The organism is Lentzea sp. (assembly GCF_036380075.1).
Taxonomy (GTDB): Bacteria; Actinomycetota; Actinomycetes; order Mycobacteriales; family Pseudonocardiaceae; genus Lentzea.
Genome location: NZ_DASVFL010000315.1, coordinates 1 through 20,643, shown reverse-complemented (window position 1 = coordinate 20,643; position 20,643 = coordinate 1). Strand labels below are relative to the sequence as shown.

Annotated in this window: 20 protein-coding genes; 6 read left to right on the top strand and 14 right to left on the bottom strand. The window is 70.0% G+C overall.

The genetic code is table 11. From position 1 onward, the window contains the following. The first annotated feature begins 28 nt into the window (after nucleotides 1–28). Genes VF330_RS33030 through VF330_RS33020 form a run of 3 tightly spaced genes read left to right on the top strand, consistent with a single transcriptional unit; the run spans nucleotide 29 to nucleotide 2,034 of the window. Nucleotides 29–235 (top strand): hypothetical protein, encoded by a 207-nt coding sequence (locus VF330_RS33030; protein ID WP_330855652.1) that lies wholly within the window; start codon nucleotides 29–31, stop codon nucleotides 233–235. Next, a complete protein-coding gene (locus VF330_RS33025) occupies nucleotides 228–1,190 on the top strand; it encodes a ferredoxin--NADP reductase (protein ID WP_330855629.1) in 963 nt (320 codons plus the stop codon). The genes VF330_RS33030 and VF330_RS33025 overlap by 8 nt, the downstream gene beginning before the upstream one ends. Nucleotides 1,191–1,200: 10 nt before the next feature. Continuing rightward, nucleotides 1,201–2,034, top strand: coding sequence for a MaoC/PaaZ C-terminal domain-containing protein (locus tag VF330_RS33020; RefSeq protein ID WP_330855628.1), 834 nt, complete (start codon nucleotides 1,201–1,203; stop codon nucleotides 2,032–2,034). Here the strand turns inward: VF330_RS33020 and VF330_RS33015 are convergent. The 6 genes from VF330_RS33015 to VF330_RS32990 are packed head-to-tail and all read right to left on the bottom strand — an operon-like array spanning nucleotide 2,014 to nucleotide 8,378. After that, nucleotides 2,014–3,156: a lipid-transfer protein gene (locus tag VF330_RS33015; RefSeq protein WP_330855627.1), complete on the bottom strand. Its 1,143-nt coding sequence runs from the start codon at nucleotides 3,154–3,156 to the stop codon at nucleotides 2,014–2,016. The two genes, VF330_RS33020 and VF330_RS33015, sit on opposite strands and share 21 nt — an antisense overlap. Beyond that, complete coding sequence (locus tag VF330_RS33010; protein WP_330855626.1) at nucleotides 3,153–3,536, bottom strand: MaoC family dehydratase; 384 nt, start codon at nucleotides 3,534–3,536, stop codon at nucleotides 3,153–3,155. The genes VF330_RS33015 and VF330_RS33010 overlap by 4 nt, the downstream gene beginning before the upstream one ends. Next, the gene (locus VF330_RS33005; RefSeq protein ID WP_330855651.1) at nucleotides 3,523–4,407 is read right to left on the bottom strand and encodes a bifunctional MaoC family dehydratase N-terminal/OB-fold nucleic acid binding domain-containing protein; all 885 of its coding nucleotides are present in this window, start codon (nucleotides 4,405–4,407) and stop codon (nucleotides 3,523–3,525) included. The genes VF330_RS33010 and VF330_RS33005 overlap by 14 nt, the downstream gene beginning before the upstream one ends. Next, the gene (locus VF330_RS33000; RefSeq protein WP_330855625.1) at nucleotides 4,407–5,534 is read right to left on the bottom strand and encodes an acyl-CoA dehydrogenase family protein; all 1,128 of its coding nucleotides are present in this window, start codon (nucleotides 5,532–5,534) and stop codon (nucleotides 4,407–4,409) included. Before VF330_RS33000 ends, VF330_RS33005 begins: the two co-directional genes overlap by 1 nt. Further along, nucleotides 5,524–6,486 carry an acyl-CoA dehydrogenase family protein gene (locus VF330_RS32995; RefSeq protein WP_330855624.1) on the bottom strand — a complete coding sequence of 321 codons (963 nt, stop codon included), beginning with the start codon at nucleotides 6,484–6,486 and terminating at the stop codon, nucleotides 5,524–5,526. The genes VF330_RS33000 and VF330_RS32995 overlap by 11 nt, the downstream gene beginning before the upstream one ends. Further along, nucleotides 6,486–8,378 (bottom strand): acyl-CoA dehydrogenase family protein, encoded by a 1,893-nt coding sequence (locus VF330_RS32990; RefSeq protein WP_330855623.1) that lies wholly within the window; start codon nucleotides 8,376–8,378, stop codon nucleotides 6,486–6,488. The genes VF330_RS32995 and VF330_RS32990 overlap by 1 nt, the downstream gene beginning before the upstream one ends. A 159-nt stretch (nucleotides 8,379–8,537) precedes the next feature. Between VF330_RS32990 and kstR the strand changes: the two genes are divergently transcribed. Both kstR and VF330_RS32980 read left to right on the top strand, forming a co-directional pair. Next, nucleotides 8,538–9,113 carry a cholesterol catabolism transcriptional regulator KstR gene (kstR, locus tag VF330_RS32985; protein ID WP_330855650.1) on the top strand — a complete coding sequence of 192 codons (576 nt, stop codon included), beginning with the start codon at nucleotides 8,538–8,540 and terminating at the stop codon, nucleotides 9,111–9,113. Between the two features lie 84 nt (nucleotides 9,114–9,197). Then, nucleotides 9,198–9,599 carry a hypothetical protein gene (locus VF330_RS32980; protein WP_330855622.1) on the top strand — a complete coding sequence of 134 codons (402 nt, stop codon included), beginning with the start codon at nucleotides 9,198–9,200 and terminating at the stop codon, nucleotides 9,597–9,599. Here VF330_RS32980 and VF330_RS32975 read toward each other — a convergent pair. The 6 genes from VF330_RS32975 to VF330_RS32950 all read right to left on the bottom strand — a co-directional run bounded on the left by VF330_RS32975 (nucleotide 9,592) and on the right by VF330_RS32950 (nucleotide 16,113). Next, nucleotides 9,592–10,302 carry a type 1 glutamine amidotransferase domain-containing protein gene (locus VF330_RS32975; protein ID WP_330855621.1) on the bottom strand — a complete coding sequence of 237 codons (711 nt, stop codon included), beginning with the start codon at nucleotides 10,300–10,302 and terminating at the stop codon, nucleotides 9,592–9,594. The two genes, VF330_RS32980 and VF330_RS32975, sit on opposite strands and share 8 nt — an antisense overlap. Before the next feature lie 61 nt (nucleotides 10,303–10,363). Then, the gene (locus VF330_RS32970) at nucleotides 10,364–11,731 is read right to left on the bottom strand and encodes a cellulose binding domain-containing protein (protein WP_330855620.1); all 1,368 of its coding nucleotides are present in this window, start codon (nucleotides 11,729–11,731) and stop codon (nucleotides 10,364–10,366) included. Next, nucleotides 11,716–13,119 carry a beta-N-acetylhexosaminidase gene (locus VF330_RS32965; protein WP_330855619.1) on the bottom strand — a complete coding sequence of 468 codons (1,404 nt, stop codon included), beginning with the start codon at nucleotides 13,117–13,119 and terminating at the stop codon, nucleotides 11,716–11,718. The genes VF330_RS32970 and VF330_RS32965 overlap by 16 nt, the downstream gene beginning before the upstream one ends. Then, nucleotides 13,116–13,937 carry a carbohydrate ABC transporter permease gene (locus VF330_RS32960; protein ID WP_330855618.1) on the bottom strand — a complete coding sequence of 274 codons (822 nt, stop codon included), beginning with the start codon at nucleotides 13,935–13,937 and terminating at the stop codon, nucleotides 13,116–13,118. Before VF330_RS32960 ends, VF330_RS32965 begins: the two co-directional genes overlap by 4 nt. Beyond that, nucleotides 13,934–14,878 (bottom strand): sugar ABC transporter permease, encoded by a 945-nt coding sequence (locus VF330_RS32955; protein WP_330855617.1) that lies wholly within the window; start codon nucleotides 14,876–14,878, stop codon nucleotides 13,934–13,936. Before VF330_RS32955 ends, VF330_RS32960 begins: the two co-directional genes overlap by 4 nt. Continuing rightward, nucleotides 14,875–16,113 carry an extracellular solute-binding protein gene (locus VF330_RS32950; RefSeq protein WP_330855616.1) on the bottom strand — a complete coding sequence of 413 codons (1,239 nt, stop codon included), beginning with the start codon at nucleotides 16,111–16,113 and terminating at the stop codon, nucleotides 14,875–14,877. Before VF330_RS32950 ends, VF330_RS32955 begins: the two co-directional genes overlap by 4 nt. Nucleotides 16,114–16,292: 179 nt before the next feature. Between VF330_RS32950 and VF330_RS32945 the strand changes: the two genes are divergently transcribed. Next, nucleotides 16,293–17,054 carry a GntR family transcriptional regulator gene (locus VF330_RS32945; RefSeq protein WP_330855615.1) on the top strand — a complete coding sequence of 254 codons (762 nt, stop codon included), beginning with the start codon at nucleotides 16,293–16,295 and terminating at the stop codon, nucleotides 17,052–17,054. Here the strand turns inward: VF330_RS32945 and VF330_RS32940 are convergent. Both VF330_RS32940 and VF330_RS32935 read right to left on the bottom strand, forming a co-directional pair. Then, nucleotides 17,051–18,748, bottom strand: coding sequence for a sodium:proton antiporter (locus VF330_RS32940; protein ID WP_330855614.1), 1,698 nt, complete (start codon nucleotides 18,746–18,748; stop codon nucleotides 17,051–17,053). The genes VF330_RS32945 and VF330_RS32940 overlap by 4 nt on opposite strands. Before the next feature lie 37 nt (nucleotides 18,749–18,785). Next, the gene (locus VF330_RS32935; protein ID WP_330855613.1) at nucleotides 18,786–20,399 is read right to left on the bottom strand and encodes an allantoin permease; all 1,614 of its coding nucleotides are present in this window, start codon (nucleotides 20,397–20,399) and stop codon (nucleotides 18,786–18,788) included. Nucleotides 20,400–20,643: the final 244 nt, after the last annotated feature.

Sequence of the window (20,643 nt, the reverse complement as noted above, 5' to 3'; positions counted from 1 at the left end):
CGAGCGCGACGAGTTCCTGCGCGGCGGCATGGTCCCGGTCGGGTGCGACTGCGGGAACCAGGTGCTGGTCAAGAAGAACAGCTCGCAGCACACGAGCGTGCAGTGGCTCTCCGACACCCGCGACTGCCCCGAGCTGTGCGGACGGCGGGCGGCGCTGGTGCGCACCTGCCTGAGGTTGCGCGACAGCATCGAGAAGGCCGTGCGCGACGGGACGCTGGAGGTCGCCGATGGCTGAGGTGCACCGGCTGCGGGTCGACGAGGTGGTCGAGGAGACCACGGACGCGCGCTCGTTCGTGCTGTCCGGGGCGGACTTCTCGCCGCGACCGGGTCAGTTCCTGACCGTGCGGGCGGGCGAGGTGGCGCGCTGCTACTCGCTGTCCAGCGCGCCGGGCGAACCGCTGAAGATCACCGTCAAGCGCACGCCGGACGGCTACGGGTCGGTGTGGATGTGCTCCGAGGTGCGGCCCGGCATGGAGCTGGACGTGCTGGCGCCCGCCGGGGTGTTCACGCCGTCGTCCCTCGACGGGTCGCTGCTCGCCTTCGCCGCGGGCAGCGGCATCACGCCGGTCATGTCGATCATCCGCGCGGTGCTGCACCAGGGCTCCGGGCGGGTGTTCCTGTTCTACGCCAACCGGGACGAGGCGTCGGTGATCTTCGCGCGCGAGCTTTCCGAACTGGCGCGCTCGTATCCCGACCGGCTGACCGTCGTGCACTGGCTGGAGTCGGTGCAGGGACTGCCGCACGGGTTGCGCGCGTTCGCCCGGCCCTGCGACGAGGCGTTCGTGTGCGGACCGGCGCCTTTCATGGAGGCCGTGCGCAAGGCGTTGCACGACGTTCCGGTGCTGCACATCGAGAAGTTCGTCTCGCTGTCCAGCGATCCGTTCACGTCCGTGGAACCGGTGGCCGGCGACCGGCCGGACGCGGTCGTCGAGGTCTCGCTGGACGGTGAGGAGCACAGGTTCCCGTGGCCGGCGCGGACCAAGCTGCTCGACCTGTTGCTGGACAGGGGCCTCGACGCGCCGTACTCGTGCCGGGAGGGCGCGTGCAGCGCGTGCGCGTGCCGGCTGGTCGAGGGCGAGGTGAAGATGCTCAGCAACGACGTGCTCGACTCCGAGGACATCGCCGACGGCATCGTGCTGGCGTGCCAGTCGGTCCCGGTCACGGACACGGTGAAGATCACCTACGAGTAAGGGGTGCTGGATGCCGATCGACCCGGCCGTCGCCATCGGGGCGGAGCTGCCCGAGGTGAAGTTCTCCTGGACGCAGTCCGACGTGCTGCTCTACCACCTGGCGCTGGGCGCGACGGAGCTCAGGTACGTCTACGAGGACGGGCTGCGGGTGCTGCCGACGTTCGGCGTCGTCGCGCCGCGGTTCCACGAGACCGCGCCGCCCGCCGTGTCGTTCCCCGGCGTCGACATCGACCTCGCGCGGGTGCTGCACGGAACGCAGGAGATCACCGTGCACTCCCCGCTGCCAGCCGAGGGCGAGGCCGTGCTGCGGACGCGGATCTCGGACGTCTGGGACAAGGGCAAGGCGGCGGTCATCGTCCAGGAGGCCACGGCCGTGGCACCGGACGGGACCGCGTTGTTCACGACCCGGTCCGGCATCTTCGCCCGCGGCGAGGGCGGGTTCGGCGGCGACCGCGGGCCGTCGGGCAAGGTCGAGGTGCCCGGCCGCGAGCCGGACTTCGTGATCGAGACGCCGACTCTGCCGCAGCAGGCCTACCTGTACCGGCTCTGCGGCGACCGCAACCCGCTGCACGCCGACCCGGAGTTCGCCCGGCGCGCCGGGTTCGACCAGCCGATCCTGCACGGCCTGTGCACGTACGGGGTGGTGTGCAAGGCCGTGGTCGACGCGGTGCTGGACGGGCCGGAGCAGGTGTCGTCGTTCGCGGCGAAGTTCGCGGGTGTGGTGTTCCCGGGCGAAACCCTGACCACACGGGTGTGGCGGGACGGCCGCCGGCTGGTCGTGCTCACCTCGGCCGGTGACCGTCCCGTCCTCGCGGACGCGGTGCTATCCCTGGCCGAGCACTAGTCCGCTGGTCGGGACGCCGGTGCCGGCGGTGACCAGGACGTGCTCGACGCCCGCGACCTGGTTCACCGCCGTGCCCCGGATCTGCCGGACGCCCTCGGCGATGCCGTTCATGCCGTGCAGGTAAGCCTCGCCGAGCTGGCCGCCGTGCGGGTTGAGCGGCAGCGACCCGTCGAGCTCCAGCGCGCCGGACGCGACGAAGTCCTTGGCCTCGCCCCGGCCGCAGAAGCCCAGTTCTTCCAGCTGGACCAGCACGAACGGCGTGAAGTGGTCGTAGAGCACGGCCACGTCCACATCGGACGGACCGATGCCCGACTTCTCCCACAGCCCCCGCGCCACCACGCCCATCTCGGGCAGGCGGGTCAGGTCGTCGCGGTAGTAGCTGGTCATGGTGAACTGGTCGGCGCCGCTGCCCTGGGTCGCCGCCCGGACGTGTGCGGGCTTGTTCGGCAGGTCACGGGCCCGTTCCGCCGACGTGACGACCAGCGCCACTCCCCCGTCGCTCTCCTGGCAGCAGTCGAGCAGCCGCAACGGTTCGGCGATCCAGCGCGACGACTGGTGGTCGTCCAGGGTGATCGGCCGGTTGTGGAACCACGCGTGCGGGTTCGTGGCGGCGTGCTTGCGGTCGATCACGGCGATCCGCCCGAAGTCCTCGGATGTCGCACCGTACTCGTGCATGTACCGGCGGGCGAACATCGCCACCATCGCCGCCGGCGTGCCCAGGCCCATCGGGTACGACCAGCTGTTGTCGATGTTGGCGGCGGCCGCGGTCTGGACCTGGCCGAACCGGTGCCCCGACCGCTCGTTGAACGCCCGGTAGCAGACCACGACCTTCGCCGCGCCGGTCTCGACGGCCATCGCCGCCTGCTGCACGGTCGCGCACGCCGCCCCACCGCCGTAGTGGACGCGGCTGAAGAACGTCAGCTCCGGAACGCCCAGCTCGCGGGCGACCGCGATCTCGGCGTTGGTGTCCATGGTGAAGCTGACCAGGCCGTCCACATCGGACGGTTGCAGGCCCGCGTCCTCCAGTGCCGCCCGCACCGCCTCGGCGGCCAGCTGGAGCTCGCTGCGGCCCGAGTCCTTCGAGAAGTCGGTCGCGCCGATCCCGGCGATCACGGCGTTCACGCGGGCACCTCGATCTTCACGGTTCCGGTGACGTGGTCGCCGTGCGCGGTCCTGCCGACGACCTCGACGGTCAGGTCCCGCTCCTCGCGTCCGACGACCTGGCCGAAGAACTTCAGCGTGTCGTAGGCGTAGCAGGGCGCGCCGAGCCGGATGTTCACCTGGCGCACCAGAGCCTCCGGGCCCGCCCAGTCCGTCACGTACCGCTGCACGAGCCCGGTCGTGGTGAGGATGTTGATGAAGATGTCCTTGGACCCGCGCTTGATCGCGAGGTCGCGGTCGTGGTGGACGTCCTGGAAGTCCCTGGTGGCCAGCGCGGTGCTGATCACGAACGTCGGCGTGGCTTCGACGTGCCACTCGGGCAGCGGGTCACCGATCCGCACGGGGCCTCCAGCCGAACATCGTCAACTCCTCGTCGACCTTCGTGAACACGACCTCGACGCGTTGCCCGATGCCGGGCTCGCCGTCGAGCTCGCCCAGCATCCGCACGCCCTCGTCCAGCTCGACCAGGGCGACGACGAACGGCGTCTGCTTGCCCGGCACCTGCGGGTGGTGGTGCACGACGTAGCTGTGGACCACGCCGTTGCCGTCCGACACGAGGTACTTCGGCTTGGTGGCACCGCATTCCGGGCACATCGGGCCCGGCGGGTGGCGCAGCAGGCCGCAGCCGCCGCAGCGCTGGATGCGCAGCTCGCCCTGCCGGGTGCCCTCCCAGAAGTACTCGGTGTCGCGGTTGACCGACGGGCGGATGGCCTGCGCCTTCGGGGTCTCCACGACCGGTTCCGGCTTGGCGGCCGGCCGGAACTTCAGCACCCGGAACCGCATCTCCGCCACCGGTTCGTCGCCGACGAACCAGGTGCTCCTGGTCGTGACGAACCACCCTTCGCCCAGCCCGGTCCGCTTCGGCCCGGTCACGTCCTCCAGGCTCGTCGTCACCGACAGCTGCTCGCCCACCTCCAGGTACCGGTGGTAGGTCTGGTCGCTGTTGGTGGCGACGACCGACGTGTACCCGGCCTCGTCGAGAATCGCCATCATCTGTCCGAGCGGGTCGTCGAGCGTGCGCTGGCCGTGCAGTCCGCCCATCGTCCACACCTGGACCATCGCCGGTGGTGCGACGCCGTCGTAACCGGGGTGCTCGTCGCCGATGGCCTCCAGCCAGTTGTTGATCATCGGCTGGTTGACCGGGTCCCGTGCCAGCCGCGGCGCGGACTCGCCCTGCTCGGCGACGCGCGCGGCCTCCTTCTCGATGTCGATCATCGCACCACCCGTGGCAGTCCCAGTCCGATGTTCGCGATCAGCTCGCGCTGGATCTCCTGCACGCCCCCGCCGAACGTCAGCACGAGGTTGCGCCGCGCCTGCACGTCGAGCCAGTGCACGAGCTCCTGCGGGGCGCCGTGGCGGCCGACCAGCTCCTCCAGCAGCCTGCCGACGCGCTGGGTGCGGTCGGCGGCGAAGACCTTGGTGGCACTGGCGTCCGCGACCTCCAGCTCCCCGCTCGACACCTGCCAGTTGAGCAGCTCGTTCACCCGCACCACGGCCCGTGCCTCGGCCAGCGCCCTCCGCACGTCCGGTTCGTCGAGCAGCTTCCGCTCGGAAGCCCAGGCGTGGACGCGGTCCACGAGCGCGCCGATCCGGCCGGACGGGCCGAGCATCACGCGTTCGTGGTTGAGCTGGGTGGTGATCAGCCGCCAGCCCTTGTTCTCCTCGCCGACCCGGCGAGACTCGGGCACCCGCACGTCGTTGTAGTACGTGGCGTTGACGTGGTGCGCGCCGTCGCAGGTGATGATCGGCGTCCACGAGTAGCCGGGGTCCCGGGTGTCGGCGATGAGGATCGTGATGCCCTTGTGCCGGGAGTCCGGTGCGCCGGTCCGGCAGGCCAGCCAGACGTAGTCCGCGTCGTGGCCGCCCGTGGTGAAGATCTTCTGGCCGTTGACGACGTAGTGGTCGCCGTCGAGCACCGCCTTGGTGCGCAACGCCGCCAGGTCGGTGCCCGCCTCCGGTTCGGTGTAGCCGATGGCGAAGTGCAGGTCGCCGCTGAGGATCCTCGGCAGGAAGAAGTCCTTCTGCTCCTGCGTCCCGTACGTCTGCAGCGTCGGGCCGACGGTCTGCAGCGTCACGTACGGCAGCGGCACGTCGGCGCGCGCGGCCTCGTTGACGAAGATCTGCTGCTCGACGGGTCCGAACCCGAGCCCGCCGTACTCCCGCGGCCAGCCGACTCCGAGGCGTCCGTCGCGGCCGAGCCTGCGGACGAGCTCGCGGTAGGTCTCGCCGTGCCGTTCGGTGAGCATGGCCTCGCGTTCGGCGCCGGTCATGACGTTCGCGAAGTACTCGCGCAGCTCGTCGCGCAGTGTCCGTTGCTCTGCCGTGAGGTCAATGAACATCGATGGCCCCCAAGCGGTGCTCCACTCCGCCGACGAACCGCGTCAGCTCCTTGGCCGTGCCGTAGTACCGGTGCATCGGGTAGGTGATGTCGAGGCCGAGCCCGCCGTGCAGGTGGTGGCACGTGTGGACGGCCGGGAGCGCTTCCGCGGCGAGCCAGTAGGCGGCGGTGTCCAGATCGTCGTCGTCGAGGCTCCAGCAGGCCGTCAGAGTGGCCAGGTGCAGCGTGCGGGAGGCGATGTAGACGTCCGCGACCAGGCAGGCGGCGGCCTGGAAGGTCGCCAGCGGCTTGCCGAACTGGTGGCGGGTGCCGACGTGCTCCACGGTGAGGTCGAGTGCACCGGCCAGCACGCCGTCGGCGACCGCGCAGGCCCCGGCCAGTGCGAACCGGCGGATTCCCTGCTCCGCGCCCTCCAGCAGCTCGCCGCGCGCACCGTCGAACCGGACGGTTCCGTCCTCGATGGACACACCGGGTTGCGCCGGGTCCACCACGAAGACGCCGCCGCTGGTGCTGACGAGGATCCGCTGAGCCTCGGCGGCGTACGGGACGTTGATCTTCACGCCGGTGATCCCGTCCGGCCCCGCCGTCGTGCCCGGCGCGGCCGGCAGCGGTGCGGACGGCTCGCTCAACGCCGCCGTCAGCACCCCGTGCTGCTCGGTCACCAACGGCAGCACCGCGTCCTGCTGCTCGACCGTCCCGAACCGCACGATCGGCAGCACGCCCAGCGCGAGGGTCGCGAGTGCGGGCACGTCCGCCGCCCGCCGGCCGACCTCGGTGAGCAGCACGGCCGTCTCCAGGACGCCGAGCCCGTCGCCACCGAGCCGTTCCGGAACGGCCAGGGCCAGCAGCCCCGCCTCCCCCAGTGCCTTCCAGGGCGCGTCGCCCTCCCTGCCCAGCACGCCGGCCGCGAGGGCCGCGATCTCCCGCTGGGTCTCGTCGAGCTCGAAATCCATCAGGGCTCCCTCGGTAGACCGAGAATCCGTTCGCCGGCGAGGTTCATCAGCACCTGCGTCGTCCCGCCCGCGATGCTCAGGCAGCGGGTCAGCAGGAACTCGTGGACCAGCGCGTTGTCCACCGCCGCATCCGGTCCGAGCAGGTCGACGGCGAACTCCGCCACGTCCTGCCGTTGCCGCACGCCGACCAGCTTGCGCACGCTCGACTCCGCGCCGGGTTCCCTGCCGTCCAGCACGCGCAGGCTCGCGCGCAGGTCCAGCAGCGACACCGCGAGTCCCCGGGCGACCAGCGCGCCGAGCCGTTCCGGGTGGTCGGACGCGGCGGGCGCGGCCAGAACCTGTTCCAGCGGCTCGCCCAGTGCGGACCCCATCGCGACGCGTTCGTTGGCCAGCGTGGTGCGGGCGAGCCGCCAGCCGTCGTCCACCTCGCCGACCACGCAGTCGTCGGGCACGAACACGTCGTCGAGGAAGACCTCGTTGAACCGCGCGTCGCCGGTGATCTCCCGCAACGGCCGCACGTCGACGCCCTGCGAGCGCATGTCGACCAGGAAGTACGTGATGCCCTTGTGCTTCGGCACGCTCGTGTCGGTGCGGGCCAGGCAGATCGCCCAGTCGGCCTGGTGCGCGAGCGAGGTCCACACCTTCTGCCCGGTGAGCCGCCAGCCGCCGTCCGCGCGCACGGCCTTGGTGCGCAACGACGCGAGGTCCGAGCCCGCCTCCGGTTCGCTGAACAGCTGGCACCAGGTGAGCTCACCGGTCAACGTCGGCCGCACGAACCGCTCCTGCTGCTCCGCGGTCCCGTGCCGCAGGATCGTCGGGCCCGCCCAGCCGCCGATGACCAGATCCGGCCTGCGCACGCCCGCGCGGGCGAACTCGCTGTCGACCACCAGCTGCCGCTTGGCGTCCGCGTCCTGCCCGTACGGCCTGGGCCAGTGCGGCACGAGGAACCCGCTGTCCGCCAGCCGTTCCCGTTGGGCGGCGGGGTCGAGCCCGGCGAGCTCCTCGGCGAAGGCCCGCACGTCGGGATCGGACTCGACCCGGACGTCCAACGACCGGCGCGCTCCGCCCAGGGCCAGTTCCGCCACCCGCCGGCGCCACCGCGCGACACCGCCCGCGAGCTGCTGCAACGCCAGCGCGCGGCGCAGGTAGCGGTGGGCGTCGTGCTCCCAGGTGAACCCGATGCCACCGAGCACCTGGATGCAGTCCTTGGCGTTGCGGACCGCCGCGTCGAACCCGACCGCGGCCGCGACCGCCGCGGCCAGCGGGTGTTCGTCCTCCCCGAACGACCGCGCCGCGTCCCACGCGACCGAGCCGGCCTGCTCTGCGCGGCACAGCATCTCCACGCAGAGGTGCTTGACGGCCTGGAACGAGCCGATGACCCGCCCGAACTGCTGCCGTTGCTTCGCGTACTCCACCGCGGTGTTGAGGCACCACGCCGCCACCCCGCTCGCCTCGGCGGCCATCAGCGTGATCGCGAGGTCGGTCGGGTCGCCGACCGCGCGCCCCTCACCCGTGACGACCGATCCCAGCGAGCGGGTCAGGTCGACGGGGTCGAGCTCGGTGACCGACGCGACCGGCGCGAGCGTCCACCCGTCCGCGTTCACGAGCACGTGCGTGGCCTCGGCGGCACCGACCACGTGGTGGGACGAGAACCCGAACCCGGCGACACCGTCGAAATCGGGCACCAGCACCGAGACCAGCGCCGTGGGGAGCAACGGCCCCGGCACCAGGTTCTCGGCCGCTCTCTCCAGCATCACCGCGAGATCGGCGACCGTGCCGCCCTCCCGCGTCACCTCGAAGAACCCGACCCGGACGAGATCCGCCCACTCGCCCTTGGCCGCGTCCACGCTGTCCCGCAACGCTCGCTGTTCCCCGGTCGTGGCGATCGGCACGCTGCCTCCTCCAGTACATGAAGAAGTTTATAGAACGTGTTCTATTTCCAGCAACAGATCATGCCCGAGAAACCGATCGAGTACTATGGGAAGGCTGCTGCAACACGTTCCAGGAGGATCATCTCCGTGTCACCTTCGAAGTCGCGCACGGACGCGCTGATGGCGGGCGAGGAGCTCAGCTCCGTCGCCCAGCGCGAGCGGCGCAAGCGGATCGTCGACGCGACCATCGCGCTGGCGTCCAAGGGCGGGTTCGACGCCGTCCAGATGCGTGCCGTGGCGGACCGGGCGGACGTCGCGCTGGGCACGTTGTACCGCTACTTCCCGTCGAAGGTCCACCTGCTCGTGTCGAGCCTCGCCGTGGAGCTGGAGCGCGCCCAGGAGAAGATGGACCGCACCACGGTCCCCGGCGACAGCCCGTACGAGCGCGTGCTGTTCGTGCTCGGCCGGATCACCCGCGGCCTGCAGCGCAACCCGCACCTCACCGAGGCGATGACGCGCGCGTTCACCTTCGCCGACGCCTCCGCGGGCGCCGAGATCGACCGCGTGTCGTGGCTGATGGAGAGCATGTTCACGAAGGCGATGAGCACCGAGCCGCCGACGGACGAGCAGAAAGCCATCGCCCGCGTGATCGGCGACGTGTGGCTGTCCAACCTGGTCGCGTGGGTCACCCGCCGCGCCACGGCCACGGACGTCGCGAACCGCCTGGAGCTCACGGTCCGGCTGCTGCTCAAGTAGCAGTCCGGTGTGGTCCCCGGGACCGACCCCCGGTCACCCCCGCGAACGATGCGAGCGCACCCCCGCGCGCTTACGGTCTGTCCTGTGAAGACATTGCTCGTGGTCCTGGTCGTGCTGGCCGTGGTGGGAGGCGGAACCGTCGCCTTGGTGAACCACCTCGGGGGCTGGACGACGCTGGTCGGCAAGGCCTGGGCGATCACCTACGAGGTGTCCGCCCAGCCGGCCGACACCGCCGTGGACGTGACCTACGCCCAGTCGCCGGACCGCAACCGCAAGGAGACCCCGCGGTCGGTCTCGGCGTCGGCGCCGCTGCCGTGGTCGACCGACGTCGTCATCAACGCCGGCGAGAAGGCGTCCGTGACCGCCACGCCCAAGGGCGGCCAGGCGCTGTCGTGCCGGGTCCTGCTGGACGGCGTGAAAGAACTGGCCGCCGCCACCGCCGCGCCCGGCCAGGCGGTGACCTGCGAGGCCGTGACCGCTAGCTGAGCAGGCCCGCGAACGTCCTCGCGAACAGGTAGGAGTCGCCGGGCCAGCGCCCCGACACGTAGTGGCCGTCGGTCACCACGAACGCCGGTGTGTCGTCGGTCGCCGTGCCGCGGCGGGACAGCTCGACCGGCCCGCGTTCGAACGTCGCCCCGGCCGCCTCGACCTCGTCCTGCACGTAGTCCGGGTACGTCCGGTAGTACCGGCCGCGCCGCCACGCCGTGAGGTAGTAGGCCGAGCGTTCCATGTACTTGGGCAGGCACGTGGTCCGGCGTCCTTCGAGCACGCCGGCCCGCGCGAGCACCAGCGGTCCGTGGCAGATCGCGCCCACCGGGCGGTCCAGCGCCCAGAACTCCGCGACCTTGCTCTGGAGGACGGGCGATCCGAGGTACTGCCGCATGCCGGGAGCGTGGCCACCGGGCAGGACCAGGCCGTCGTAGGCGATGGGATCGACGGCCTCCCAGGCGATCGGCGCGCGGTAGGCAGGAGACTCGACGAGCTGCGCGTGGAAGCGCTTCGGTTCGTCCTCCGCTCCGAGCTGTCCGAAGAGGACACCGCTGAGCAGCAGAGGATCGGCCTGCGCCGGGACGCCGCCGCGTTCGGTCGCGAACACGACCTCGTGGCCGGCGTCGGTCAGCAGGCGCCACGGGACCGCGACCTCGGTGACGTCGAAGTCGTGGTCGGGCAGGGGCATCAGCACGCGCACCCGGTGCATCTTGCCCAAACGCGCGGCCGGGGGCGAACAGCACCCCCGGCCGCGCGGTCGCTCAGACGTTGTCGACGTGCGTGACACCCGCCGTGCGGTAGTCCTGCACCGCCGTCTTCACCTGGGCCGGGCTGAGCACCTGGTCCTTGGCGAAGTACACGTAGTCGACGTCCTGCTGGTAGGCGCGCTCGGCCGAGCTGCCCTGCAGACCGCCGGAGATGAACCACAGGTTGAGGTTGATCGACATCGGCGTCTCGGGGTAGTACTTGTCGCCGTGGTCGGCGACGAGGTTCCCGTCGATGTAGTACTTCACCCGGCCGTTGGCGACCTGGAAGACCAGGTCGTGCCAGCCGTTGTAGCTCTGGCGCTGCTCGTTGTGGATGTTGTCGGCGACCCAGGGCTCGTTCTGGTAGGTCTCCCAGGTCGTCTCGTACATGATGTTGCCCTGCTCGCCCCAGCCGCCGTTGGGCAGGTACTCGAAGTCGATCTCGCCGTAGTTCGGCGCCATCGGCGCGTCGAGCGGGGTGATGGTGAAGAACGTCTGCACGACGTGGTCACCGTCGGGGCCGAAGACCGGGGCGTCGGCGAACTTCACCCTGGCCGCGTAGGTGCCTTCGAAGAACTTGCGCTGGTGGAACAGTTCCGTCTGCTTGGCGGCGGAACCGTTGTTCCACGAGTCCAGGCGCAGGACCTTCTGGCCGTCGACGGTCGGGAACGTCACGCGCGACGGGTCCCACTCGGCACCGGGCACGCCGGGACCGCCACCGCCGGACCGGACGGTCCAGCCGCGCTGGCTGATCCGCGAGTCGCTCGAGCCGGTGTAGGCGAAGTCGTCGAACATCTTGGGGCCGTTGGGGTTCGGCGGGGTGGAGCTGGTCGTCGTGGTGGTCGGCCCGGTGCCGCCGGGCGCCGTGCCCCACAGCAGGGTGCCGCCGCGGTGGACGGTGATCTTGTTCCAGGCCGAGTACGTGCTGTCGGCGCGGAACGAGTAGTCGTCGGTCTGGGTGATCGTGCTCCAGTTCGACCGGTAGAAGCGCAGCTGGAGGTCGCCCGAGTCGGCGCCGGGGTTGAGCGTGCCGGCGCCGGAGGTGAAGCCGACCTCCAGGTAGCGGTCGGCGGGGCCGCCGGTCAGGGTGCCGAACTGGCCGGTGACGTTGCCGCAGCCGCGGACCGCCCACGAGCAGGCGAAGCGGTAGCCCACGTCCGGGGTCTCGCTCTTGAAGTAGTAGCGGACCTTGATGTCGGACAGCGGCACGCTCGTGGTGCCGTTGTTGACCAGCTTGAGCCAGGGCTCGACCTGGTCGGCGGTGGCTCCGGACGCGCTGGTCCGGTACTGGGCGGTGACGGCGTCGGCGGCGAAGGCACTGGGCGCGACGGCCACCGCGATCAGGGAGACGGCCGCGCAAGATGCGGCTATGAGCGCTCGCAAGATTCTCTCCTCAACTGGGCAGGGACGGACAGTTCGGCGAGCCTTTCCGAGTGGAGGCGCATCCGGGTGGTGAAGCCCTCCCACTCGGGACGCTGGGACCAGAGGGTGTCGGCCAGCGCGACGAGACGGGGAAAAGCCAGGTACTCCAGGTGTTCTCTCGTGCGGACGTGCTCGGTCCACAGCTGGCACTGGGCGCCGAGCACGCCTTCGGGCAGCGGCACGTCGTAGACGTCGCGGGTGGTCACGACGAACCCGGGCTGGCCGGGTGGTTCGTGCGCGCCGTCCGACCTCGGGTAGTCGAGGTAGGTGGAGGTGTGCGGGGCCATCACCACCGGCTGGCCCCGTTCGAGGGCCGCGGCGGCCTGGGTCTCGTCCTTCCAGGGCATCACGACGGAGCGGACGTCGCCCGTCGGTTCCCACGCCACCGGGACCCGCCCGCGGTCGAGCAGGTACTCGCCCGCCTGGCGGAGGAACCGGCCGTGCACGTCCAGCGGCAGCAGGCACTCGTCGCCGCCGAGGTGGACGTGCTCGCCGGGGAAGATCTCCAGCACCTCGGCGAGCACCTCGCGGATGAACCCGAGCGCGTGCAGACCGAACGCGGCATCGCTGATGCCCCACCGGGTCCACACGGGCAGCGGTTCCGGCGTGACGCCGAGGTCGGGGTAGGCGGCGAGCGCGGCGCGGGCGTGGCCGGGCATCTCGACCTCCGGCATGACCCGGACACCACGTTCAGCCGCGTACGCGACCAGCCCTTCCAGTTCGGCGCGCGTGTAGGTGCCGCCGTGCGGGGTGCCGTCGCCGTTGGTCTCGGAACGCCAGCCGCTGACCGAGGTCAGCAACGGGTGGCCCGGTACCGGCAGGCGCCAGCCCTGGTCGTCGGTCAGGTGCAGGTGCAGGACGTTGAGCTTGTGCAGGGCCATCAGGTCGATGAACCGCCGCACGACGGGCACCGGCTGGAAGTGCCGTGCGACGTCGAGCATGAACCCGCGCCACGGCAGCCGCGGCACGTCGCGGACGTCGATGCCGGGCAGCGTCCAGTCCACACCGGACACCCGGCTCGACCGGAACACCTGCGCCGGCAGGAGCTGGCGGATCGTCTGCACGCCGTGTGCGAGACCGGCCGCCGTTCCCGCGCGGAGCATGACGCCGTGCTCGTTGACGGTCAGCGCGTACCCCTCCGCGCCGAGGCCGACGAGCTTGGCGTCGAGCGCCATGAGGACCTGGCCCTCGTCGGTGATCGGCAACGGCAGCCCGGTGGCGGGTCTCAGCAACCCCCGCAGCAGCCGCGCGGCCTTCTCCGCGCCGGGTGTGACCCGCACGCCCGTGTCCGCGTCGAGCGTGAACCCCCTGCTGCGCCGCACGACCCTGCCCGGCAGCGGAACGATCATCCCTTCACCGCCCCTCCGACGATGCCGGTCGTCACCCGGCCCTGCAGCACGACGAAGATCAGCAGCACCGGCAGCATGAACAGCGTGGAGGCGGCCATCGTGGCGCCCCAGTCGGTGCCGAACGTGTTGTTGAACGACGACAGCCAGACCGGCAGCGTGCGGTCGTCCTGGTTCTTGATGATCAGCACGTTGGCGAAGGCGAACTCGTTCCAGGCCGTGATGAACCCGAACAGCGACGTGGCCAGCAGGCCCGGCGCGAGCAGCGGGAACACCACCTTGCGGAACGCCTCGCCGCGTGAGCAGCCGTCGACCTGCGCCGCCTCCTCCAGGTCGACCGGGATCGCCGCGAGGAACCCGCGCAGCGTCACGATCGTGAACGGCAGCGTCATCATGAAGTAGACCAGCGTGAGCATCCAGAGCGTGTCGAGCATGCCGGTGTCCCTGGCGATCACGTAGATCGGGATCAGCAGCGCCTCCCACGGCGTCATCTGCGCGATGAACACCATGAGCACGAACGCCTTCCGCCCCTTCCACCGCAGCCGCGCGACCGCGAACGCCGCCAGCAGCGCGACGAGCAGGGCGAGCAGCACCGCGCCGCCCGCGACCAGCAGGCTGTTGCGCCAGAACGAGAAGAACCCCTTGGCCGCGACCGCCGTGCCGAAGTGCTCGAACGTGACGGAGGCCGGGAAGAACGTGGGCGTGGCGCTCTGGATGTCCTTCGTGGGCTTGAAGGCCGTGAGCAGCATCCAGTACACGGGGAACACCGAAACCACGAAGATCACGAGTGCCGCCGCGGTGCGGGAGATCCGGCCGATCACGCGTCCTGCTCCTGCCGGTAGAGCTGGCGGAAGTACGCCAGCAGCGCGAGCACGAGCAGCAGCACCATCAGCATCGACACGGCCGCGCCCAGGTCGTAGCGCTGCAACGACTGCGCGACCTGGAACGCGTAGACCGGCAACGTCGTCGTCGCCTGCCCCGGACCGCCCTGGCTGATCACCCAGATCTGCACGAACGCCTTGACCACCCAGATCACCTCCAGGCACGTGATCAGGCCGAACATGGCCCGCAGCATCGGGAACGTGATGGTCGAGAACACCCGCCACGCCCCCGCGCCGTCGATCCGCGCGGCCTCGTACAGCTCCTGCGGCACGGTGATCATCGCCGCGTACAGCGACAGCGCCGCGAACGGGATCGACTGCCACACGATCAGCGTCACGAGGATGCCGAACGTCGCGTCGCCGTCGGCGAACCACGTGTAGTCGCGGTACTCCTCGAAGCCCAGGGCGACCAGCGCCCAGTTCACGACCCCCAGCCGTGACTGGAACAACCACTGGAACACCGTGGTGGCGGCGATGATCGGCGTGGCCCAGACGAGCACCAGCCCGCCCATCACCAGGAACCGCAACCACTTCCCGAGCCGCACCAGCAGCAGAGCGACCAGCGTGGACAGCACCATGATCAGCACGACGTTGACCGCGGTGAACCACAGCGTCCTGCGCACGACGCTCCAGAACTCCGGGTCGGTCAGCACCCGCACGTAGTTCGCGAGCCCGACGAACTTCGCGTCGCCGCGCACGAGCTGCGGCAGCCCGAACTCCTGCAGCGAGATGATCACGTTGCGCACCAGCGGGTACAGCAGCAGGTACGCGGTGGCGACCAGCGTGGGCGCGATCAGCAGGTACGGCAGGACCGGCCGCCGGCGGCGCTTCGGGGCGGCCGGCGCGGTCTCCCGCACCGGCCTCTCGGCCACGAGCGTCATTTGCCGGAGTTCAACGCTTGGGTGATGACCTCGTCGGCCTTCGCCGCCGCCGTCTTCGGGTCGGCGCCGGTGAGGACGGCGGTCTGGAACTCCTTGATCGGGTTGCGCGCCTCGACCGCGCCCCAGTTCGGCGAGTTCGGCGTGGCGTGCCCGTTGGCGGCGCCGGCCGCCATCGCCGCCGTGCCGGGGTCACCGCCGACCGAGGCGGCGAGCGACCTGCGGTTCGGCACGTAGTTCATCGCCTTCGCGAGCTCCACCTGCCACTTCTGGCCCGCGAGCGCCTTGACGACCTCGTAGGCGCCGTCCTGCCTGCTCGACGACAGCGGGATGATCAGGTCGGAGCCGCCGGTGAACACCGCGCCGGGCTTGTCGGCGGTCTTGCCGGGGATGGGGAAGAACCCGATCTTGCCGGCCAGCTCCGGGTTGGCCTTCTCGACGAGCTTGGCCGCGCCGGGCACCGCGATGAACTGCGCGACCTTGCCGCCCGCGACCACGTCGGTCTGCTGCGGCTTGGCCTCGTCGGAGTCCTTCGGGCCGTCGCCCAACGCCTGCAGCTTCTTGTAGAAGTCCATGCCCGCCAACGCCTCCGGCGTGTCCAGCGAGCCCTTCCAGCTGCCACCGTCCTGCTTCGCCAGGTCGCCGCCCTCGTCCCAGACGAAGCCGGAGAGCGTGTACCAGTTCTGACCGGGCAGGTAGATCCCCTGCTGCTCGCCCTGGTCGAGCTTGGTGGTGGCGGCGATCCACTCGTCGCGCGTCTTCGGCGGCGTGACCTGCGCTGCCTCGAACAGGTCCTTGCGGTAGATCACCACCCGGTTGGCCGCGTAGAACGGGACGCCGAACTGCTTGCCGTCCACCGCGCCGGGTTCGGACAGGCCGGGGATCCAGTCGTCACCCTGGAGCTCGGACTTCTTGCCGGACAGGTCCGTGACGCCCTTGCTGGCCACGTACTGGGCGACCTGGGTGTTGCCGACCTCGATCACGTCGGGCGGGTCGGTGCTGGCCAGGGCACTGGTCACCTTCTGCGTGATCCCGTTCCACTCCTGGATCTGGACCTTCACGTCGAGGTTCGCGTGCTCGCGTTCGAACTCGCTCTCGAACTTCGACACGAAGTCGTCGGTGGCCGTGTCCTTCATCAGCCACACGGTGATCTCCTGCTTCTCATCACCCCCTCCCGCGGACGTGCCGCAGGCGGACAGGGCGAGTGCCAGGACGAGTAAGGCAGCGGAGCGCGACACGACTCACCTCTCGCTGGGATATGACCAATTGGTCAGGTCCGATGGAGTGAGGTAGAAAGTGGCATAGACCACTTCTCAGGTCAAGCCCCAGCTCGGACGCATGAGAGCGCTCTCGATCTTCACCAGACTGGATACTTACCAGTGGTATGCCATACTGACTGCCGACGAAGCGGAGAGGCATGGGCGAGGCGATACTCAAGCGCGAGCAGGTCCGCGACTACCTGCTCGAACTCATCGAGACCCACCCGGCGGGCGCCCCCATCCCCGCCGAACGCGTGCTGTGCCAGCAGCTCTCGGTGTCCCGCCCCACCGTGCGCTCGGCCGTGGACGAGCTGGTCAACACCGGCCTGCTGGTCCGCCAGCACGGCCGCGGCACGTTCGTCGCGCGAGCCAAGATCACCCAGGAGATGGTCTCCGCCACCGGCTCCATGTCGCTGCCCCGCGCCGGCGGCACCTGGTCGTCCCGCGTCCTCGAACACGCCCGCATCCCGGCCGGCGCCAGGGTGGGCCGCCGCCTGCACCTGTCCCCCGCCGCCGAGATCCACTACATCGCCCGCCTGCGCCTGGTCGACGACGAGCCGATGGCGGTCGAGCACCTGCACGTCCCCGCCGCCTTCGCGCCCGGCCTGACGTTGCACGACATGGAGTCCGGCGACTTCTACGACCGCCTGCGCGAACACGGCGTCCACGTCAGCGAGGCGGTGCAGTCGATCGAGCCGACGGTGACGAACGAGTCGGAGGCGTCGATCCTCGGCGTGCCGGAGTTCGCGCCCGCACTGCTGTTCGAGCGGCTGACCACCGACGCAGAGGGCCGGTACGTGGAGTACGTGCACTCGATCTACCGCGGCGACCGGTACCGGATCGTGTCGCGGCTGACGCTCGGCGACTCCGCGCGCAGCACGGTGGACGTGCAGGCGCGCTTCGGCAACGACCCCTTCTAGATCAACCGCGCCTGCTGGCTGTCGATGAAGTTCTGCGCGCGCTCCAGCGTGTGCGACGAGTACGTGCCGCCGGCCCGCGCGTCCAGCAGGGCGTTCTGCTGCGCGTCCATCATCAGCCGCTGGAGCTCCAAGTGCTGGTGGCGGTGGCCGTCCGCGTTCTGCTCCACCAGCATCCTGTCGACGTTCTCGCTCATCGCGACGGTGCGTTGGCGGGTCATGTCGAGGATCTCGGGCGCGAACGGCTCGCCGTTCTCGCGGCACAGCTCCGGGTTCGACACGACCTCCTGCGTCGCGGCGATCAGCTCGACCGCCAGCCGCGCGTACTCGCGGCGTTCGTGTTCCTCGTCGTTGCCGCGGATGCCGAGCCAGCGGATCACCAGCGGCAGCGACCCTCCCTGCACCACGAGGGTCAGGATCGCGACCGTGAACGCGATCAGGATGAGCTCCGGGCGGTGCGGCAGGTCCTCCGGCAACGTCTGGGCGGCCGCCAGCGTCACGACGCCGCGCATGCCCGACCACGCCAGCACCGCGCCGCCGCGCCAGCTCAGGCCCTCGCTCGCGTAGAAGGCGACGTCGGCTTGTTTGCGTTGGATGGCACGGATTCCGCGGTCGTAGCGCTTGTCGTCGTCGGAGCGGGGGCCGCGCGCGGTGACGCGTTCGAGGAACGTCGCGATCTTGTCCGTGAACGCGTCCGCGCGGCGTTGCTGGCGGCGCAGCATCGCGATCAGCGGGATCATGAACACCACCCGCAGGACCACCAGCGCCACCGTCGCCAGCACGCCCAGCAGCAGCGCGCGGCCCAGGCCGTCCTCCGCCACGTCGTTGACGACCGACGTGAGCTCGAAGCCCATCAGCAGGAACACGCCGTTCTCCAGCAGCAGCTGGATCGTGCGCCAGTTGGTGCGCTCGGAGATGCGGTCGTGGGCGGTGAACTTGCGGGCGCTCAGGTGGCCGGTGACCAGGCCGGCCATGACGACGGCGATCACGCCGGACGCGTGCAGCTCCTCGGCGGGGATGAACGCGACGAACGGCACCACGTACGAGATGGCGGTGGTGAGCACGGGCTGGCCCTGGATCTTCGACCTCACCCACACCGTCAGGAGACCGGCGACGAGCCCGACCACCACGCCCACCGACACGGCGAACGCGAAGTCGCCGAGCGCGCCGCCGAACGTGACGCTGGCCGTGATGGAGACGACGGCCGTGCGCAGCAGCACGAGCGCGGTCGCGTCGTTGACCAGGCCTTCGCCTTCGAGGATGGTGACGAGCCGCGGCGGCAGACCGAGCCGCTTGCCGATCGACGTGGCGGCGACGGCGTCCGGCGGGCTGATGACCGCGCCGAGCGCCAGCGCGGCCGCGAAGCCGATCTCCGGCAGCAGCCACCAGATCAGCAGGCCGGTGCCGAACGCCGACACCGCCACCAGCAGCACCGACAACGACCCGATGGTCGAGAAGTCGCGCCGGAAGTCCACGACCGGCACGTTCACCGCCGCCGAGTACAGGATCGGCGGCAGCACCACCGTGAGGATGAGCTCCGGCTCCACCGCGATGTGCGGAGCGCCCGGCAGCTGACTGCACGCCATCCCGACGAGCACCAGCAGCACGGGCGCCGCGACACCCAGCTTCGGAGCGAAGTACGCCACCGCCACGATGATCAGCACGCCCGCCACGGCGAGCAAGGCCAGTTCCTGCATGACGTGCAGTTTGTCCGATCGGGACAGATCTTGCGCGTCAACTCGCGGGCAGCACGTGCCTCCCGTCGCGGTCGGTGCTCAGGCACAGCGAGCAGATCTCGCCCCCGTCGGCACTGGCCGTCATGTCCGGCCGCTCGTAGGGCTCCCCGCACACCACGCAGTCGTACCGCGTCCCGCTGGGGTTCCCGTCCGAGTCGAGCACCGGCTCGGCGATCCCGTCGTCCACCCGCCGCAGGTAGAACCGCCCGCGCGTGACGACCGCGAGCAACGGCGTCAGCACGACCGGAATCCCGACCGCGACCAGCGGTGAGTACGGCTGGATCCCCGCGCCGAACAGTCCGAAGTAGACGGAGATGGACAGCACGGACGACGCGAGGAACGACCCGACCCCCACCGGGTTCACCGCGTACAGCATCCCCCGCCGGAACTCCGGCTGCTTGGGCGACAGCTTCAGCACGTACTTGTTGATCGCGATGTCCGTCGCCACCGTCACGACCCACGCCATCGCGCAGTTCGAGTAGAAGCTCAGGATCCTGTTGAGGAAGCTGAACATGTCCGCTTCCATCAGCACCAGCGCGATCGCGAGGTTGACCAGCACGAACACCAGCCGCCCCGGATAGTGCTTGGTGACGCGCGTGAACGAGTTCGTCCACGCCAGCGACCCGGAGTAGGCGTTGGTGACGTTGATCTTCACCTGGCTGAGCACCACCAGCACCAGCGCGAGCGGCACCACCAGCCAGCCGGGCATGAACTGCTTGAACACCCCGGTGAACTGCTCGATCGGCTCGACCGCCGCCACCTTCCCGACCGCGTCGAGCACGTACACGGCCATGAACACCCCGATGACCTGCTTCAACGCCCCGAACACCACCCACCCGGGCCCGGCGAGAACCGTCGCGGTCCACCAGGCCCGCCGGTTCTCAGCGGTCCGCGGCGGCATGAACCGCAGGTAGTCGATCTGCTCCCCGATCTGCCCCATCAACGACAGGCAGACCCCGGCCCCGAGCATAACCGCGGCAGTGTTGACCCCACCGTCCCCGTAAGCGAGAAACCGGCTGACCGACTCGGGCTCCGACACGACGAGGAACACCAGCGGCGCCACCATCAACAGCAACCACAACGGGTTCGTCCAACTCTGCAGCTTCGCGAGCACCTTCATCCCGTAGATCACCAACGGGATGATCACCAACGTGGAAGCGAGGTACCCCAGCCACAACGGCAACCCGAGCGCATACCGCAACCCCTGCGCCATGATCGAGCCCTCAAGGGCGAAGAAGATGAACGTGAAGCTCGCGAAGATCACACTGGTGATCACCGACCCGTAGTACCCGAACCCGGAGCCGCGAGTGATCAAATCCAGGTCGATGTTGTACCGCGCGGCGTAGTAGGCCAGCGGAAACCCGGTCACGAAGATGACGAGCGCCGCGAACCCGATGGCCAGCAACGCATTGCCGGTCCCGTGCGTGAGCCCGATCCCGGCGCCGATCGAGAAGTCGGCCATGTAGGCGATCCCGCCCAACGCGGAAGCCCCGACCACAGCGGGGGTCCAGCGCCGATAGGTGCGGGGAGCGAATCGAAGGGTGTAGTCCTCGAGCGTCTCCTTGGACGCACCGAGAGCCGGTGGGCGCTCCACAACCTCGTCGAGGGTCATGAGCTTTGACGCTAGGAAGCGCGAGTTTCAAGCGGTCACGCGCTATGTGACAGCCCGATGACGCTGCGTTCACCAAACCAATGCCCTCGCAGAGAGACGCGAAGCCGAAGGCGAGCAGTCTTGGCTTTGGCTTTTGCTCTTGGCTTTGAGCGAAGCTCCGGCGGTGGGTGCCCCGTCACGAGTCGCGCCACAGCTCTTGCTGCACGTGAGGGGTGAGGTCAAGTCGACACGCTTTTCGTCGACT